A 16,747-nucleotide genomic window follows, 5' to 3' on the forward strand; every position below is an offset into this window, starting at 1 on the left:
GGGCAAGCGCAGACGCACAAAGGCTGGCAACCCCTAGTGTCGGCTTGCTCAACGATTAAGCATGAACCATCAAATATTGCCCGTTACCGTTATATTCACCATCACAACTGGCGAAATTGGCAACAAACCATATCAAATAGAACCGCCATATCCGGCGAAACTTGGCATAATCCATGCCATAATTTAAATCTTTGATGCTTGCCTGGTTCTCGTCAAAATTATGTAACCAATTGGCTAGTGTTTTAGAGTAATTAGACCCATTAAGATACCATCTTTTAATGGTTTTGAGGTCTCTGTTATGGCTGGGAACGGCATCGTTATTCCAGTAGCGACCGTGGGGGAAAATGTATTTGTGGGTGTAAACGCTGGACATGTTGTTCGGGATGCGGACTGTGATGATGTGAATAAACACCTTGCCGTTATCCTTCAGAAAAGAAGCTAATTTTTGGAAGGTTTTTGTTAAATTACCAACATGACAAAAAACACCAATCGAGAGGATTTTGTCAAACTTCTCCTCGAATCTGGCGTCATTTAAATCCCCTTCATGTAGAGTAAATCGACCTGAACTCAGGTAGCTTTCAGGGTCTTGCATTTTGTGGCGCATATATTCGCATTGCTCATGGCTCAAATTCAGCCCTGTAAACCTGACATTGGGGAATTTGGAAAGAATATAATTTGGAACGCAACCCCAACCACATCCGAAGTCTAAGATATTGTCGCCATCTTTAATGTCTAGCTTTTCAATCACATCATCAATCATGTGCATCTGGGATTGCTCAAGGTTGGAAGCTCCTTTTTCCCACAATCCCATGCTGTACTTCGGATAAATAAGTTTCCCATTACCCAACATAGTATTCAGCATTACTTGAGGTAAATCGTACTGAATTTTCATTAGATCCCGTGACCCTTCTGCAAGATTATCCGTTTCTTTTAATACCCATTCATAGGGAGCAAGTAGGGAGGGAAAATACTGAAAGAAGATGGGCATACAAGTATCAAAAAGCGATCGCAGAACTGGATCAGGCACTTCCAATCCATTGATATAAGCTTCTGCAACTGCCATTTGTACCGTGTTAACGACCTCTACCGCTCCACGGGTGGCTTGGTAGGCAAAGGGGCTTTTGATGTTGATATCGCCTACTATCGGGATATGCTTTTCGATATCTTGTAGACTGGTAATAGAGTTCATGGGCATACTCCTTATGTTCCCTGAAATTGCTGCCACTATATCACACTAAAGAAGGGTTTAAATTTAGTTAGTTTTTTCTTAATATCTTCTGAAAAATTCATCAAAATCTATGACTATTGATAGAGATAAAACACTGATTCCTCAAGTAGATTATGCAAAAAAATTACGTTCCATGCTGCCGGCTGAAGCTTTTGCCGCCGATCGCAGTAAGTTAGTCATTTTGTTCATTAATCTGGCAATCTTGATACTCGGCTGGGCGATCGCGTCTCATCTGGATCGTTGGTCTCCATATCTTTTATGGCTATATTTACCCCTAGCTGTGGTGATGGGCAATAGCGTTACTGTCTTGCTATTTAGCTCTCATGAAGTCATGCATGGCAGCGTGATTAGGAACCCCAGGCTGATTCGTATGATTGGCTTCCTGGGGTTCGCGATAGGATGGATGCCACCAACCTTCTGGAAATCCGTTCATAACCGAGTGCATCACAGTAAAACAAATTCCTTCGATGATCCTGATCGTAATTACTTATACGAGCAGCCTAATACCTGGGGGAAATGGTTTCAGCATCTTATAGAACCTTCTAGTGAAGTCAATTTCATAGGGTTGGCATTGGGGATGCCGACTTCATGGCTACTTTATACGTTTCGCAATCTGACCTCTGTGCTGTTCTTTAATGATGAATCTGTTGATTATGTTCCTGCCGCCGTTAGGGTCAGTGCTAAAGACCGTCTGGCGATCGCAGGAGAATTTTTTCTGATCTTAATGATTCATCTCAGTATCGTGGCTTATCTGCAATTTGACTTAATAAAACTCGTGCTTAGCTACTTTATACCCCTGGGGATTGGCTATGCGGGAATGTTTTTTTATATTTATACAAATCACATGATTTGCCCCATGACAATCGTTAACGATCCACTACTCAATAGTGTTTCTCTACGGGTTTATAAACTCTTTGATAAGTTGCATTTAAATTTCTCTTACCATACCGAGCATCATATTTTTCCAGGAATGAATTCTGATTATTATCCAATGGTTCAAGAGTTATTAGAAACTCACTATCCTGAGCGTATGAACTTAATAGATGCTGGGGAAGCTTGGCGCTTGCTGCGGCAAACTCCTCGGCATTACAAAGATGAAAATACCTTTACAAATTGGTCAGGGGAAAAGGATGTTATTTGCCCTCTTAGTCATAAATAATTAGTTTTTACGGCTGAAGAATTACCAAGGCGGGTCGAGGCAAGGGTAGCATGACTCGCCAAAGAATTTGAATCCGATTTTCCCCATGTAGTTAAATTCGTAGGGTGCGTTACACTTCGTTAACGCACCGCATGACGTTGGTATGTTATGGTGCCAAAATTTACCCATAGTATGCGCCTAATGCACCCTACAGCTTATATTCCCTGGCATTAGTGCGCGAATTAATATTAGTTACAAGGACGACCTTTAGAGTTACACTCTTTATCCCAACAAACTTCTAAAAGCTGAACTCTGTAGAGATAAGCGAAGTACCTGGGATTTAGTATGAGTTTAGTTTTGCCACTAAAGACGGGCTGGTTGAGAAACGGCCAGAGAGGGAACTTAATTTTGATGTCTTTTTCAGCCATGTACTTTGTTAGATTATCGAGTTCGATGAAGCGAGAAAGCTCTCGACTGTTAGTTAGACTTCTGTCTAAGAAAACCTCTTTCCCAGTAAAATTTTATGGATTTACTTTTCTACGGATTGAGGAATATTCCTGACTTTAGCCAAGAAAAGTCCCTTGGTGAGCATCCAACACACAGCCAAGGGGATTTTCCAACCACTTTTACAGGAGGATAACGACAAGATTTATTTCGTTTTAAACTCCTTCATTAAACAGTCTGAAATCCTAAGATTGGATTTAGGTTGAGCAATGATGAAGAGTTAGTGAAGTTTTCATGAAGTTATAGAATAAGAACAGTTTTTTTGGAAAGAAATATCTTCACAAAAACAAAACGTTAGCTGAAGACTGAAGTATGAAGTCAATTAGAGTACGCTAGCGAGCGCTTGTCTCAGTTCAATTCTTAATCCCGGTTGTGGCAATGCCTTGGATAAACTGCCGCTGACCGAAAAGAAACACGACCACTACTGGTAAGGTAGCTATCACTACAGCAGCCATCAGTAATGACCAGTTATTGGTAAATTGCTCCTGAAACTCTGCCAAAGCGAGTTGAACTGTTCTTAATTCCGGTCGCGTGGTGAAAACAAGGGGCTTGAACAGATCGTTCCACTCACCGATAAACGTAAACAAAAATAGCGTCACCAACGCGGGTCGAGACAAGGGTAGCATGACCCGCCAGAGAATTTGGAGTCGGTTTGCCCCATCCAAGGCCGCCGCTTCTTCCAACTCCACGGGTACGGTGAGGAAGTATTGCCGTAACAGAAAAATACCGAAGCCACTTGCTGCTGTCGGTAAAATCAGTGCTCCGTAGGTATTGACTAGGTGGCCCCACTTCAGTACTAGAAAGATTGGTACCACTAAAATCTGAAAGGGAATCACCAGGGTTGCCAAAACGAGGAGGAGAAGCGTTTGACGCCCCCGAAATTTGAGCCTTGCCAAGGCATAGCCTGCCAGGGCAGAGGTAATCACCTGAAACCCCGTTACGGCAAGGGCGACAACGGTGGAGTTCGCAAACGCCAATAGAAAGTTCCCGCTAGCCCAAGCTTGCCGATAGTGAACCAGGGTGAGTCCTTTGGGCGCGAGGTTGCCGCTGGTAGCACTTGTCCCAGTAGGTGCCAGAGACATTAACAAAACAATGGCTAAGGGAAATAGAACAAAAGCTGCCCCTATGAGAAGCAAAGTCACAATTAGCCATTTCCCAAACGACGGGGAGGGGTTTTTCTGAGGGATTTTAGGCATTTCTACCGGTTTAATTTTATGCTGGAAATGTCTAATGGAATATTCTGTCTGGGGGGCTATTGCCTGAGGACAAGCAACGTATAACATTGACAGGTTAAGTACAAATGAAGGGTTTGACCCCACCTTAAGGCACCGGGTCAAGCAAAGTGTTAGCATCCTATCTCATGCAAACAGGAGACAATCGACCTATGCAGCAGCTTGCAGTCAGTCCAGAGTTCGATTTCACCAGTGAATCCTACAAGGACGCCTACAGCCGCATCAATGCGATCGTGATTGAAGGTGAACAGGAGGCTCACGATAATTACATCACACTAGCCCAACTGCTGCCAGACCACAAAGATGAACTCCAGCGCCTATCGAAGATGGAAAGCCGCCACATGAAGGGTTTTCAAGCCTGTGGTCGGAATCTGAGTGTGACGCCCGATATGGAGTTTGCTCAACAGTACTTCAGCGAGTTGCATAGCAACTTTCAGAAGGCAGCCGCAACGGGCAATGTGGTGACGTGTTTGCTGATTCAATCACTGATTATCGAGTGTTTTGCGATCGCGGCTTACAACATCTATATTCCCGTCGCTGACGACTTCGCTCGAAAAATTACCGAAGGGGTGGTTAAAGACGAGTACATGCACCTGAACTTTGGTGAAGTTTGGCTGAAAGAACATTTTGAAGCGTCTAAAGCTGAACTGGAACAAGCCAATCGTCAAAACCTACCCCTGGTTTGGCGGATGCTTAACCAAGTTGAAGACGATGCTCACATCCTAGGCATGGAAAAAGATGCGCTCGTTGAAGACTTCATGATCGCCTACGGTGAAGCCTTGAGCAACATTGGTTTTACCACCCGTGACATTATGCGGATGTCAGCCTACGGTCTAACAGCGGCTTAACACAACTTAACCCGATTGCCTAATCCGTTACGAAAAGGCGGTGGTATAAGGGGGGGTAATTTAAGAAAATCCTAGTTTTTAGGAAAAAACCTATGAAAGCTTTACTACTTTACCCCCGCTTTCCCCAAACCTTCTGGTCTTATGACCGATTTATGGAAATGGCTGGACTGAAGGCGTCTATTCCTCCCTTGGGAATCATCACAGTCGCCGCCCTGCTTCCAGAAGACTGGGAAATTCGGTTTCATGACCGCAATGTTAACGAAGAAACCGATGGGGATTGGGAGTGGTGTGACATTGTCATTCTCTCTGCCATGCTGGCACAGAAGCAAGACTTTCTCGCCCAAATTCAAAAAGCTGTGCGCTTAGGGAAAAAAGTAGCCATTGGGGGGCCCTACCCCACCTCCATGCCAGAAGCCGCGTTGGAGGCGGGTGCCCATTATTTAGTTTTGGATGAAGGGGAAATCACGGTTCCGTTATTTCTAGAGGCAATTGCTCAAGGAGAAGAGCGAGGCATCTTTCGTGCGGCTGAGAAGCCAGATGTGAGCAAAAGCCCCATGCCTCGTTTCGATCTCCTCAATCGGGATGCCTACTTAATGATGGCCATCCAATTTTCTCGGGGTTGTCCCTTCAATTGCGAATTTTGTGACATTATCACCCTTTATGGTCGTAAACCTCGCACGAAAGAGCCAAGTCAAATTCTGGCAGAATTGCAGGCTCTATATGACTTAGGCTGGCGGGGTTCTCTATTCATGGTTGATGACAACTTTATCGGTAATCAGCGCAATGTTAAACGCCTGTTGCGAGAATTGATTCCATGGATGCAGGAGCGGAATTATCCCTTTACCTTCCTGACCGAGGCTTCCGTTAATTTAGCAGAAGATAGTGAACTGCTCGATCTGATGGCTAAAGCGGGTTTCTATGGTGTCTTTCTCGGCATTGAAACTCCCGATCAAGATAGCCTTAAAGTCACTCGCAAAAGTCAGAATACCCGCAACCCCCTAGTAGAAGCCTGTCATATCATCAATAAAGCTGGGTTGCTCATTTATGCGGGATTTATCATTGGCTTTGACGGAGAAAGGGCTGGTGCTGGTGAGCGGATTCGAGCATTTGTCGAACAAACCAGCATTCCTCAACCCATGCTTGGTGTTCTGCAAGCACTACCCAATACAGCACTATGGCAACGACTCAAACAAGAACAGCGACTATTAGAGGGCTTGGGTGCGGTTGAGATAGGTGATCAGAATTCATTGATGAATTTCCAGCCCACCCGCCCGATGACTGAAGTTGCCCAAGAGTATGTTGATGCCCTCTGGGCAATATACGAACCCAAAAACTATCTCCGACGCTGCTTCCAACAATGCTTGAATATCAACCCTAATCCCCGGCTTAACCAAAATATGTACTTTCCCCCAGGCAAGGGCATTAGACTCGTAGCTCAGTTGATCTGGCATCAAGGAATACGACGACCTGAAATTCGTGGACAATTTTGGCAACAACTTTGGATTATTCTCCGTACCAAGCCGCAATTTCTTAATATGTATTTAGGACTGTGTGCTGCTGGCGAGCATTTCTGGGAGTACCGGGTTTTAGCCAGAGAACGAATTACTCAGCAGCTAGGGTTCGACCCGTTGACACAGACCGTAACACCAGAACGAGAACCCGCACTAGTAGGAGGTTAGTCCTAGTTTGGAGCGCCACTCCTTTAAAATCGAGCCGAGAGAATCTCTACTCTTTTTTCAGCTTGCCGCTCTTGGAGGCGGCAATTTTTTGTAATATTTTGTAAAGTCCTTAACGATTTCTTCTTCTTTCCCTTAACCTCATTCCGGCTGATTTACAGCTTTACAAGCGAGCAATACATGTTTGGTCTTATCGGTCACCTTACCAGTTTGGAACACGCTCAAGCCGTTGCTAAAGAGCTAGGCTACCCAGAATATGCCGACCAAGGGTTAGATTTTTGGTGCAGTGCGCCGCCTCAAATCGTTGATACCATCAAGGTCACAAGCATCACTGGGCAAGTCATTGAAGGTCGGTACGTAGAATCTTGCTTTCTCCCTGAGATGCTCGCCAATCGCAGAATTAAGGCAGCCATCCGGAAAATCCTGAACGCGATGGCTCACGCCCAAAAGTATGGCATCAATATTACCGCATTAGGAGGCTTTTCCTCGATTATTTTTGAAGAATTCAAATTGCACGAAAGCAAGCAAGTTCGCAATATCAAGCTAGAGTTTGATCGCTTCACCACTGGGAACACCCACACGGCTTACATCCTCTGTCGCCAAGTGGAACAAGCCTCGCAAAAGTTAGGAATTGAACTGTCCAAAGCCACGGTTGCAGTATGTGGGGCAACGGGAGATATTGGGAGTGCCGTCTGCCGTTGGCTGGATGCCAGAACGGATGTCGCGGAGTTGTTGTTAATTGCCCGCAATCAAGAGCGTTTACAAGCCTTGCAGGACGAATTGGGTCGTGGCAAAATCATGGGATTGGAAGAAGCCCTACCCCAAGCGGATATCGTCGTTTGGGTGGCGAGTATGCCCAAGGGCATCGAAATCGACTTTTCGGTTTTGAAGGAACCTTGTTTACTAATCGATGGTGGCTACCCGAAAAACATGGGGAATCAGATTCAGCATCCCGGCGTCTACGTCCTAAATGGGGGCATTGTGGAGCATTCCCTCGATATTGACTGGAAAATCATGCAAATCGTCAATATGCAGGTTCCAGGGCGTCAGCTATTTGCCTGTTTTGCCGAGTCAATGCTCCTAGAGTTTGAAAAGTGGTACACCAACTTTTCTTGGGGACGCAATCAGATTACGGTAGAAAACATGGACAAAATTGGACAGATTTCCGTTAAACACGGATTTAGACCCCTACTGAGCTTTTAGCAAAGGGTGACAGGTTAGCAAGGCGATCGGGTTGAAGATTAGGGCTTCCAATCTTCAACCTTTCCACCTTGTAATCTTCAACTCTTTAACCTTCAACTCTTTAATGCATCACCCATGACCCCTGAAAACCGAACCTTGCTTCTCGATTTTGAAAAGCCACTTGTTGAGTTGGAGGCACGAATTAGCCAGATTCGTGAACTTGCCGAGGAAAACAACGTCGATGTTTCTGACCAAATCCGCCAACTGGAGGCACGCGCTGTGCAATTGCGTCAGGAGATTTTCAGCGGCTTATCGCCCGGACAACGCTTACAGCTAGCCCGTCATCCTAAGCGTCCGAGTACCCTGGATTACATTCAGGCGATTAGTGATGAATGGATTGAACTGCATGGCGATCGGGGCGGTTCTGATGACCCGGCCTTAGTGGGGGGTGTCGGGCGTGTGGGCGGGCGTTCCGTGGTGATGCTGGGTCATCAAAAAGGTCGAGATACCAAAGATAATATTGTCCGCAATTTTGGGCAGGCTTCCCCCGGTGGTTACCGTAAGGCGCTGCGGTTAATGGAACATGCCGATCGCTTTGGGATGCCAATTTTGACCTTTATCGACACCCCAGGGGCTTGGGCGGGTGTCAAGGCGGAAGAGTTGGGTCAGGGAGAAGCGATCGCTTACAATCTCCGAGAAATGTTTAAATTCGATGTCCCGATTATCTGTACCGTGATCGGTGAAGGGGGTTCGGGCGGCGCTTTGGGCATTGGCGTGGGTGAGCGATTATTAATGTTTGAGCACGCCGTCTACACGGTGGCTACACCTGAGGCGTGTGCTGCTATTCTTTGGCGAGACGCTGCCAAAGCCCCAGAAGCCGCTGCCGCTTTGAAGATGACCGCTTCAGATCTCAAAGAGTTGGGGATTATTGACCAAATCCTGCCAGAACCCGTAGGGGGTGCCCATTCTGACCCGTTAACAGCCGCTTCTACCCTGAAAGAAGCCCTACTGCAAAACCTAGAAACTCTGAACCACATGGCCTCAGGGCAGCGCCGGGAGTTGCGCTATCAAAAATTCCGTAACATTGGCGTTTTTACAGAACTTTCCGCCTGAATGGGGTGAAAATTGTCAGAGACGAGGGTTATTTCTGAGGAACAGAGGAAAAGCCATAGATCAGGTCTTTTAGGTGGCTTTGAAAAATTCAATGGCTTAAAACTTTGACCAATTTTCTGATTAGACCTTAAATGGAGTAGGCTGTTTTAATTACACAGCCTACTTTTAATTGATGGCGTCAGTCCTTGTGGGTTTGACCTCGTTAACCTTTCCTAGTGATATAATTTTTAGGTAACATTTTTTTACATTGGCTTGATTCGAGGGAGTTAGTCTATGTTCCCCCCAGCGTCAGCAGCCTAAACGCTTGGTTGTGTCTTTGGGGACTAACTGCCTAATAGAAAAGAGAGGTAATCTGTGCTATCCAAAAGCCAGGAGAAATTTTGTAGAGTTTAATCTCGTTTAGGGATGGCAGCAGACTTAACTCCAATGCCAGAGTTACAAGCATTAGCAGGTTAATGAATGTTAGCAGCTCCTCAGCCAAAATTCAGTGATTACACAGAATGCGCTGGCAGGATCAAGTGGGAGCATTGAGGTAGAGAGTACTGGAAGATTTCATGACTTCTCAAAATCAACGACGTGCCCTGATTACTGGGGCAAGCAGTGGTATTGGCAAGGCAACCGCTTTGGCGTTTGCCCAGGCAGGGATTGATGTTGCCCTAGTCAGTCGTTCTCAGGATAAGTTAGAAGCGATCGCGACAATGGCCCGTGAAGCTGGGGTGGAAGCGAAGGCTTATCCTCTAGATTTAGCCAAGATGGAGCAGGTGAAATCAGAAATCAATGCGATCGCCGCCGATTTTGCTCCCATTGATATTCTGGTTAATAATGCTGGGATGGGTTACACCAATCCCTTAATCGAGACTCCTTTATCGGACTGGCAGCGAGTCATTGATCTGAATCTGACTAGCGTATTTCAGTGTATTCTAGGTGTTCTACCGACTATGCGTCAGCAGCAACGGGGCACTATTATCAACGTTGCCTCGATTGCAGGTCAACAGTTCTTTCCCGAATGGGGTGCCTACAGCGTCAGTAAAGCCGGTCTTATTGCTCTCTCCAAAACTCTGGCCGCAGAAGAACGTGCTCATGGCATTCGCGTTGTTACCCTCTCTCCTGGTGCCGTGAATACTCCGATATGGGATACAGATACCGTTAAAGTTGACCTCAATCGGTCAGCCATGCTGACTCCTGAAATTGTGGCACAATCGATTCTGCACGCTGTCATGATGCCAGAACAAGCCGTGATCGATTCAGTCACTTTGATGCCTAGTGCGGGGGCACTTTAAACTAACGGTCTGGCTGTTTAGTTGCTAGTTATGGGTCACAAGAGTTGGAAAATCCGCAGTTGGCAAACACAACAAAGAAAGCAACTGAAAAGTTCTGACCTTCAACCTACCCCTACCCTACCCCTTCGGGGAACGCTACGCGAACAACCTTCTAACTTTAACCGGGCAACAAACCCAAAAAGTCCATCCATTTTTGTTAAACAATTCAATCAGGCTCATTATGACTATTGCTTCTTCCAACGCATTCAATAGCTCTAACTCGGCTTCAAGTCCCAACAGCTCAAATCCCATCCCCCAGGTCGAGACACGACCCGATCGCAACACCCACAATGGTCGGGAACCCAATTTACAACCGCCCTCGGAAGAACTGAACGAGGAAATGATGAAGGCTGTGCGGACTATGCTGTTGGGCGTTGGCGAAGATCCAGAGCGCGAAGGACTGCTCAAAACTCCTAAGCGAGTGGCAGAGGCGATGCGCTTCCTGACGAGTGGCTATAATCAGTCTCTGGAAGAATTAGTCAATGGAGCCATCTTTGATGAGGGTCATAATGAAATGGTTCTTGTCCGGGATATCAATTTCTTTAGCTTGTGCGAACACCACATGCTGCCTTTTATGGGTAAGGCTCACGTCGCCTACATCCCTAATCAAAAAGTTGTAGGACTAAGCAAACTGGCTCGTGTGGTTGAGATGTATGCACGGCGGCTGCAAGTGCAGGAACGCCTGACTCGCCAGATTGCTGAAGCCGTTCAAACCATCTTGGAACCCAAGGGCGTAGCGATAGTCATGGAAGGCACTCACATGTGTATGGCGATGCGCGGTGTGCAAAAGCCAGGTTCCTGGACAGTCACGAGTGCGATGGTTGGTGTTTTTCAGGAAGACCAAAAAACCCGTGAAGAATTCCTCAATCTGATTCGCCATCAACCGAGTTTCTTTTAAACTTGCTATCTTTTAAAAAGTAATGGGTAATTGGAAAGACAACGAGCCAATTACCCATTATTTATGAGCTATTTATTCATGTAATACGACTGGATACGCTAATTAACTTAACTGGACAAAGATAGACAAAGCGAGCTTTCGACCGTCCGTTGCCCTCAAGTGTTAGACCACCGCGCTAGATAGACTTGGGGTCAGCGCCCATAAATCCTACTTTTATACCAGCCGCTTTCATGGTTTTCATCGCTCTATCATGCAAGGAAAGGAGTATCAACAGACCCACAAACGGTACGACTAAGCCAATAATCAGCAACACCATCCATACAACTGAAAGATTGAGTGATCGTCCCAGCTTCCATAGCGCAAATATCTGAAAAGCTGCTGCTGTTAAATATACAAAATACCCTATGGGTTGATCCCCCCAGAAAACGCGACTCAGATTAGCAACTACAGCAACTAAAATAGACCATAAAAGTAATTTGTGATACTTGGCCATCTCTTGAAGCCCTGGACGTGAATAAGTTGTACTCATAAACTCCTGCTGCCAGTTCTGATTTTTTAGGTGTTCCAGTATTTTCAGGACTTACGTAAAGGCACTAGATATAGCGAACACAGGCACTGAAACAGGCGCAACTTGGACAACTTTAAACGGATATAACAAGAAGTTACAGTTGGAAGTCAAAGAGAAAGCTGTTATCTGTGCTTTGTTCTTTGATGTGAATAATAGTGATAACAAAGGAGCTATTAACCTTTTAATTAGCAGCGACAAAGCATCTTTCAACCCTCAAACTATAACAGTTGGTAGTAAGCAAAACTGTTATGTTCTTGATGAAAAAGTTCTATCTAAACTGAAGCAACCAAATTCCAATTTTGTTGAATTGGAGCCAGGGAATTATAAGATAAAGATTCGTGAAAGCAACGCTACTTATTGGTCTTCTGAGCAAAGATTTCAATTAGAACCTTGGGCTTTGTTATGGATTAAAGATGGAAACTTTGTTTCTAATCTTACTGGTCTTGAAGTTGCAGAAACTTGGTGTTCGCTCAATGGTTTACAAGACGAATTCATTTTAGAAGTCAAAGAAAAAACCACTATTTTAGGATTTTTCTTTGATACCTACAAAGAAGATAACAAAGGACAAGTTGTTCTAGAAATTAACACAGTGAGTAAGGCTGTAGTAGACGAAGGTTATAACAAACAGCCGAAACCGCCAGTAATATGATGTCCGGCAAATCACCCATAATATAAATTGGGGTGCATTATTGGTGCTAGGGCAATGCCAAAACGAGTAACCATCGAACCACATCTAAGCGAGGATGAGTTAGAAACGGGCTACCGAAAAGCCAAGGAACCACTAAAGCGGACACACTATCAAATCATTTGGTTGTTAGCCAAAGGTAAAACAACACAAGAAGTGGTAGCAGCTACAGGCTATAGCCGTAGTTGGATCTACGAGTTGGTTTGGGGTTACAACCGTATTGGACCGGAGAGCTTGGGAGACCAACGTAGCTCAAACCAAGGAAGTAGCGAACCACTATTAGATGATGTGCAGCAAGCGTTGCTTTGGCAGGCACTACAAGAGCCACCTCTCTTAGGGAGGACAGTGGAATGGTAGAAAGGTGGCCAACTGGATGGCTGAGTTAACTGGTCGTCGTGTCAGTCGTCAACGGGGATGGGAATATCTCAAACAAATGCGTTTTCGTCTAAGAGTTCCCCGACCCGAACATACAGAGTCGAGCCAAGAAGAACAGGCCGAGTGGAAAAAAAAATTTTGCGACCAAGGTCGAACAAATACAAACAGCACACCCAGAATCCGACGTGGAAGTATGGGCAATGGATGAACATCGAGTTGGCTTGAAACCAGTAGTTCGACGTATTTGGGTTGATGAGTGGACAGTACCAACGGCGAAAGTAAATTGGCGTTTTCAATGGTTGTGGCTCTATGGCTTTGTCCACCCAAAGACTGGACAAACATATTGGTGGATATTACCCTACGTCAACATTCAATTATTTAACAGAGTGCTAGCAGATTTCGCGCAACACTTTGACATTGGCATGAGGAAGCAGGTGCTGTTGGTTATTGACCAAGCTGGCTGGCATACCAGCGACCAAGTAGAAATTCCCGAAGGCATACACTTGGAGTTTTTACCTTCTCATTCGCCAGAATTACAGCCCGCAGAGCGTCTATGGACACTAACCAATGAACCAATTGCTTTCTCGTAATTTTGACAGTCTTGATCGGGTTGAGGAGGCGTTAATTAAACGTTGTTGCCAAATCATTGACCAGCCTGATTTTGTTCGTGGTTTAACCAATTTCTATTGGTGGTCTGAACTGGCGGCTTAATTATATGTTAATTCTCTAGAGATCATATCATCTGAGTGTAAGCGCAGCGATCGCCAACAGCTTAGCGACACCTACTTTTAGCAGTATCAACTGGACATTGAGCTAACGCGATTACCAATTCCAAGCTGAGATGTGGTTCAATGGTTACTCGTTTTGACCTTGCCCTGGCCTCAATAATGCACCCCGATTTATATTATGGGTGATTTACCGGACATCATATGAGTAATATTTATCACAACGACACATAATTCGTCTTGGCGACAGCAATCCGTTACCGACGACAACTAACGAGTCACTGTACAACAAAAAAAGCCGATGGGCGGATTTGAACCGCCGACCGTTCGATTACGAATCGAATGCTCTACCACTGAGCTACACCGGCACCGAGAGACTAATATAGCAAGCTTTCTGCAAAAAATTCAAATCCCTGGCTGAATTTTTTCGCTGATTTCACTCGGCAGCGTTTGGCACAGCTACTTCTAGTCCATAGCAGAAAAATTTTCCTTAGTCATGTCACCATGAAGATGAGGAAGGAAAAATTTACAACTGATGACCAACTCAACACCCAGAAATCGGAATCCCAATCGTAAAATCAACCCACGACAGCTCAGTCCAGAAAAATATGCAAAATTAAAAGCTGAGGCAAAAGCCCCGTACCGGGTCTTAAGGCAATTTATTTACTTGGCTTTTGGGGCATCCGGGTTTATCGGTGCCTTTGTCTTTCTCGGACAATTAGCGGCGGGTCATGAAGTCGCGACAGCCCTCCCCAACTTTGCCCTACAAATTGGTGTGGTCGCTCTGATGGTTTGGCTGTTTCGCGTTGATCGGCAGGCAGAACGTAAACCCTAACACAGATTAACTCTAGTCATCAGGTCAATACTTTTAAGGGTAGGGGCGCTCTGATCTAGAACCGATAAGTTTCACTGAGATTAAATCACGGAGTGTTAGGTGTCGGAGTGTGTCAGCCAGTGGTATGGTATGACTGACTGATTAGTGTTTATCGTTTCACAACTTAACGACTACCTTCCTCTCTATCCCCTTTCAGGCTCTGCAGATACTCTGCCTCTGTCGAGTTCATCCGAAACTATGGAAATCGAACAGCGACTAGGTCTATATCAAGTTTTTCTCAAGCTCTACGAGCATCATCGCACTCTGCTCGACGAAATTCTTCAGCTTGAAAAAACCAGTAGTAAAAGTCTTTCAAGTGTCCCAACCCGATGTCTCACAGGTGTGATTCAGGGTGAGCAAGTTTATGTGGTCACAAACCTGACAGATGGGAAAACTCAGACCTTACTACAGTCTCAAGGAATCTGGACGATCGGACGCGATCGCCAACTTTCCATCCCGATTGCGGATCGGCGGTTATCTCGGCGACATGCTGTGATTCAGTACATTAAAAACGAGGGCTTCTACTTGGTTGACCTCGACAGCACCAATGGCTCTTTCATCAATGGTGAGCCGGTACATGGTCGTATGCCCCTCAAAGATGGCGATCGCGTTCGACTGAGTAACCTAGCCTTCTCCTTTTTTTTGTGTAACGATACGCAGACGTTAGACGAAGCTCCTCCAGATATCCTGGCCAAACTGAACGCTGCAACCGTGATACCCACTCCGGTAACTGCACAGCACTCAGCGGAACCGATGCCAGAACAAAACTTAAAGACTCCACTGATTGAGAACAAAGAGCAAACGTCAGAATTTTTGCAAGATGACTTGAACCTAGAAGATTTAGCCTCAGACGCTGCTAGACCCCAGCTAAGCCCTACTCAACAGTCAGAAATCTTAGACCGCTTTTTCAGTCGGCAGATTCAGAAGGTGACAGATCAAAACTAAAGAAGGGTTGAAAGTTGTGAGGCTGGAAAGTTAGTAAGTTGGCAAGTTAGCAGATTGACGAGTTCTAACTTCTAACCTACAACCTGCAACCTGCAACCTCCTAACATTCAACCCTTTAACCCATCCAATTAAATTTCCTCAAACAGCTCCTCTTCCTCCTCAATGTCCACAGGAGAGACGGAGTTCGCTTGAACAACGGCTCCCATATCCAGCTTCTCGCGCACTTGTTTGTCCACATTCGCGGCAAACTCAGCATTTTCCTCCAGATACTTGACGGTGTTATCGCGACCTTGAGCAATATTGTCACCGTTGTAGCTGTACCAAGCTCCTTTACGAGTAATAACGCCAGTTTGCTCGGCTAGGTCAACCAAACACCCCAATCGAGAAATCCCACTGCCAAAGATAATGTCAAACTCCGCAATGCGGAAAGGAGGTGCAACTTTATTCTTAGCCACCTTGACTTTGGCACGGATGCCGTATTCGCCTTCACTTCCCTTCTTCAGGGTTTGAATCCGACGAATGTCTAGACGAACCGAAGCATAGAATTTGAGGGCATTACCACCTGTAGTCACTTCTGGACTGCCATAGGTGACGCCGATTTTTTGGCGAAGCTGGTTGAGGAAAATCACTGTACAGCCTGATTTTCCAATGTTACCGGCGACTTTACGCAGCGCTTTGCTCATCAAACGCGCCTGCAAACCAACCTGGTTATCCCCCATTTCGCCTTCAATTTCCGCACGCGGCACTAAAGCCGCGACAGAGTCAATAACCACGATATCCACGGCTGAAGAACGCACGAGCTGATCGACAATTTCCAGTGCGGCTTCGCCATTGTCCGGTTGGGAAACTAAGAGGTTTGCGATGTCAACACCTAAAGCCGCTGAGTAGGTGGGGTCTAGGGCATGTTCCGCATCGACAAATGCGGCAACGCCTCCAGCTTTTTGCACTTCCGCTACTGCATGTAAGGCTAGCGTGGTCTTACCGGAACTTTCTGGGCCATAAATTTCGATAACGCGCCCTTTGGGCAAGCCACCGCCCAAGGCTAAATCCAACGTAATTGCGCCCGTGGAGATAGTCTCCACCTTCATGCGAGTGGCATCTCCCAAACGCATAATGGAGCCTTTGCCAAAGGTGCGCTCGATCTGGTTTAGCACCAAGTTCAGGGCTTTTTCCTTGTCGGGACTGTTTGTGATTTGGGTAGCCATTAATGCCTCAACAACGGGGGACTAGGATGTGTTGGAAATTACAGTTCAAGTGTTCTCATATTTTAACGCTCAGCCAGGAAGAGTTGAAGGCGAGTTTATCATTCTATAAGATGCTCAAAACCTGTATTTACAGCCATTTTGGCACATTTATCTGCCCAACATCAGGGTTTTTTATACCTGGTCAATATAATATCTCTTGGCAAGCAACAGGGCTGTAATACAGGTTGCCAAT

Annotated in this window: 14 protein-coding genes, 1 tRNA gene and 1 pseudogene; 11 read left to right on the plus strand and 5 right to left on the minus strand. The window is 45.7% G+C overall.

The features are described from left to right. Positions 1–55: 55 nt before the first annotated feature. On the minus strand, positions 56–1,189 hold the full coding sequence (locus NDI48_19205) for a class I SAM-dependent methyltransferase (protein MEP0833303.1): 1,134 nt from the start codon (positions 1,187–1,189) through the stop codon (positions 56–58). A 109-nt stretch (positions 1,190–1,298) separates the two neighbouring features. On the opposite strand from NDI48_19205, the gene NDI48_19210 reads away from it, so the two are divergent. Then, on the plus strand, positions 1,299–2,387 hold the full coding sequence (locus NDI48_19210) for a fatty acid desaturase (protein MEP0833304.1): 1,089 nt from the start codon (positions 1,299–1,301) through the stop codon (positions 2,385–2,387). A gap of 836 nt (positions 2,388–3,223) precedes the next feature. Here the strand turns inward: NDI48_19210 and NDI48_19215 are convergent. Then, entirely contained in the window at positions 3,224–4,066 is an 843-nt protein-coding gene (locus NDI48_19215; GenBank protein ID MEP0833305.1) for a carbohydrate ABC transporter permease, read from the minus strand. 188 nt (positions 4,067–4,254) lie between these two features. Here NDI48_19215 and NDI48_19220 point away from each other — a divergent pair, with 188 nt between their 5' ends. The 6 genes from NDI48_19220 (at position 4,255) to folE (ending at position 11,138) form a co-directional block, all read left to right on the plus strand. Further along, the gene (locus NDI48_19220; GenBank protein MEP0833306.1) at positions 4,255–4,950 is read left to right on the plus strand and encodes an aldehyde oxygenase (deformylating); all 696 of its coding nucleotides are present in this window, start codon (positions 4,255–4,257) and stop codon (positions 4,948–4,950) included. 92 nt (positions 4,951–5,042) lie between these two features. After that, positions 5,043–6,629 carry a B12-binding domain-containing radical SAM protein gene (locus NDI48_19225; GenBank protein MEP0833307.1) on the plus strand — a complete coding sequence of 529 codons (1,587 nt, stop codon included), beginning with the start codon at positions 5,043–5,045 and terminating at the stop codon, positions 6,627–6,629. Positions 6,630–6,806: 177 nt separating this feature from the next. After that, positions 6,807–7,829 (plus strand): long-chain acyl-[acyl-carrier-protein] reductase, encoded by a 1,023-nt coding sequence (locus NDI48_19230; protein MEP0833308.1) that lies wholly within the window; start codon positions 6,807–6,809, stop codon positions 7,827–7,829. Between the two features lie 114 nt (positions 7,830–7,943). Continuing rightward, positions 7,944–8,921: an acetyl-CoA carboxylase carboxyltransferase subunit alpha gene (locus NDI48_19235; GenBank protein MEP0833309.1), complete on the plus strand. Its 978-nt coding sequence runs from the start codon at positions 7,944–7,946 to the stop codon at positions 8,919–8,921. A gap of 554 nt (positions 8,922–9,475) precedes the next feature. Next, entirely contained in the window at positions 9,476–10,201 is a 726-nt protein-coding gene (locus tag NDI48_19240) for an SDR family oxidoreductase (protein ID MEP0833310.1), read from the plus strand. A 220-nt stretch (positions 10,202–10,421) separates the two neighbouring features. After that, on the plus strand, positions 10,422–11,138 hold the full coding sequence (folE, locus tag NDI48_19245) for a GTP cyclohydrolase I FolE (GenBank protein ID MEP0833311.1): 717 nt from the start codon (positions 10,422–10,424) through the stop codon (positions 11,136–11,138). Positions 11,139–11,313: 175 nt separating this feature from the next. Here the strand turns inward: folE and NDI48_19250 are convergent, their stop codons facing one another. Continuing rightward, entirely contained in the window at positions 11,314–11,667 is a 354-nt protein-coding gene (locus NDI48_19250) for a hypothetical protein (protein ID MEP0833312.1), read from the minus strand. A 139-nt stretch (positions 11,668–11,806) separates the two neighbouring features. On the opposite strand from NDI48_19250, the gene NDI48_19255 reads away from it, so the two are divergent. Together NDI48_19255 and NDI48_19260 are read left to right on the plus strand one after the other, a co-directional pair. Then, complete coding sequence (locus NDI48_19255) at positions 11,807–12,355, plus strand: hypothetical protein (GenBank protein MEP0833313.1); 549 nt, start codon at positions 11,807–11,809, stop codon at positions 12,353–12,355. A 54-nt stretch (positions 12,356–12,409) separates the two neighbouring features. Then, positions 12,410–13,477: pseudogene (locus tag NDI48_19260) on the plus strand (IS630 family transposase). 310 nt (positions 13,478–13,787) lie between these two features. Here the strand turns inward: NDI48_19260 and NDI48_19265 are convergent. Further along, positions 13,788–13,859 (minus strand) — tRNA-Thr (locus NDI48_19265). Positions 13,860–14,026: 167 nt separating this feature from the next. Between NDI48_19265 and NDI48_19270 the strand changes: the two genes are divergently transcribed. Both NDI48_19270 and NDI48_19275 read left to right on the plus strand, forming a co-directional pair. Next, the gene (locus NDI48_19270; protein ID MEP0833314.1) at positions 14,027–14,326 is read left to right on the plus strand and encodes a DUF3493 domain-containing protein; all 300 of its coding nucleotides are present in this window, start codon (positions 14,027–14,029) and stop codon (positions 14,324–14,326) included. A 237-nt stretch (positions 14,327–14,563) separates the two neighbouring features. Continuing rightward, entirely contained in the window at positions 14,564–15,310 is a 747-nt protein-coding gene (locus NDI48_19275) for an FHA domain-containing protein (GenBank protein ID MEP0833315.1), read from the plus strand. Between the two features lie 128 nt (positions 15,311–15,438). Here the strand turns inward: NDI48_19275 and recA are convergent, their stop codons facing one another. After that, a complete protein-coding gene (gene recA, locus NDI48_19280; protein MEP0833316.1) occupies positions 15,439–16,503 on the minus strand; it encodes a recombinase RecA in 1,065 nt (354 codons plus the stop codon). Positions 16,504–16,747 lie beyond the last annotated feature (244 nt).

This window comes from Microcoleus sp. AS-A8, from assembly GCA_039962225.1.
In the GTDB taxonomy this organism is placed as follows: domain Bacteria; phylum Cyanobacteriota; class Cyanobacteriia; order Cyanobacteriales; family Coleofasciculaceae; genus Allocoleopsis.

What these genes read in the sequence shown, in the direction of transcription:
- NDI48_19225 (MEP0833307.1), top strand. Translation starts at nt 5,043, where the DNA reads ATGAAAGCTTTACTACTTTACCCCCGCTTTCCCCAAACCTTCTGGTCT.
- NDI48_19210 (MEP0833304.1), top strand. Translation starts at nt 1,299, where the DNA reads ATGACTATTGATAGAGATAAAACACTGATTCCTCAAGTAGATTATGCA.
- NDI48_19235 (MEP0833309.1), top strand. Translation starts at nt 7,944, where the DNA reads ATGACCCCTGAAAACCGAACCTTGCTTCTCGATTTTGAAAAGCCACTT.
- folE (MEP0833311.1), top strand. Translation starts at nt 10,422, where the DNA reads ATGACTATTGCTTCTTCCAACGCATTCAATAGCTCTAACTCGGCTTCA.
- NDI48_19240 (MEP0833310.1), top strand. Translation starts at nt 9,476, where the DNA reads ATGACTTCTCAAAATCAACGACGTGCCCTGATTACTGGGGCAAGCAGT.
- NDI48_19215 (MEP0833305.1), bottom strand. Translation starts at nt 4,066, where the DNA reads ATGCCTAAAATCCCTCAGAAAAACCCCTCCCCGTCGTTTGGGAAATGG.
- NDI48_19230 (MEP0833308.1), top strand. Translation starts at nt 6,807, where the DNA reads ATGTTTGGTCTTATCGGTCACCTTACCAGTTTGGAACACGCTCAAGCC.
- NDI48_19250 (MEP0833312.1), bottom strand. Translation starts at nt 11,667, where the DNA reads ATGAGTACAACTTATTCACGTCCAGGGCTTCAAGAGATGGCCAAGTAT.
- NDI48_19205 (MEP0833303.1), bottom strand. Translation starts at nt 1,189, where the DNA reads ATGAACTCTATTACCAGTCTACAAGATATCGAAAAGCATATCCCGATA.
- NDI48_19220 (MEP0833306.1), top strand. Translation starts at nt 4,255, where the DNA reads ATGCAGCAGCTTGCAGTCAGTCCAGAGTTCGATTTCACCAGTGAATCC.
- NDI48_19275 (MEP0833315.1), top strand. Translation starts at nt 14,564, where the DNA reads ATGGAAATCGAACAGCGACTAGGTCTATATCAAGTTTTTCTCAAGCTC.
- NDI48_19270 (MEP0833314.1), top strand. Translation starts at nt 14,027, where the DNA reads ATGACCAACTCAACACCCAGAAATCGGAATCCCAATCGTAAAATCAAC.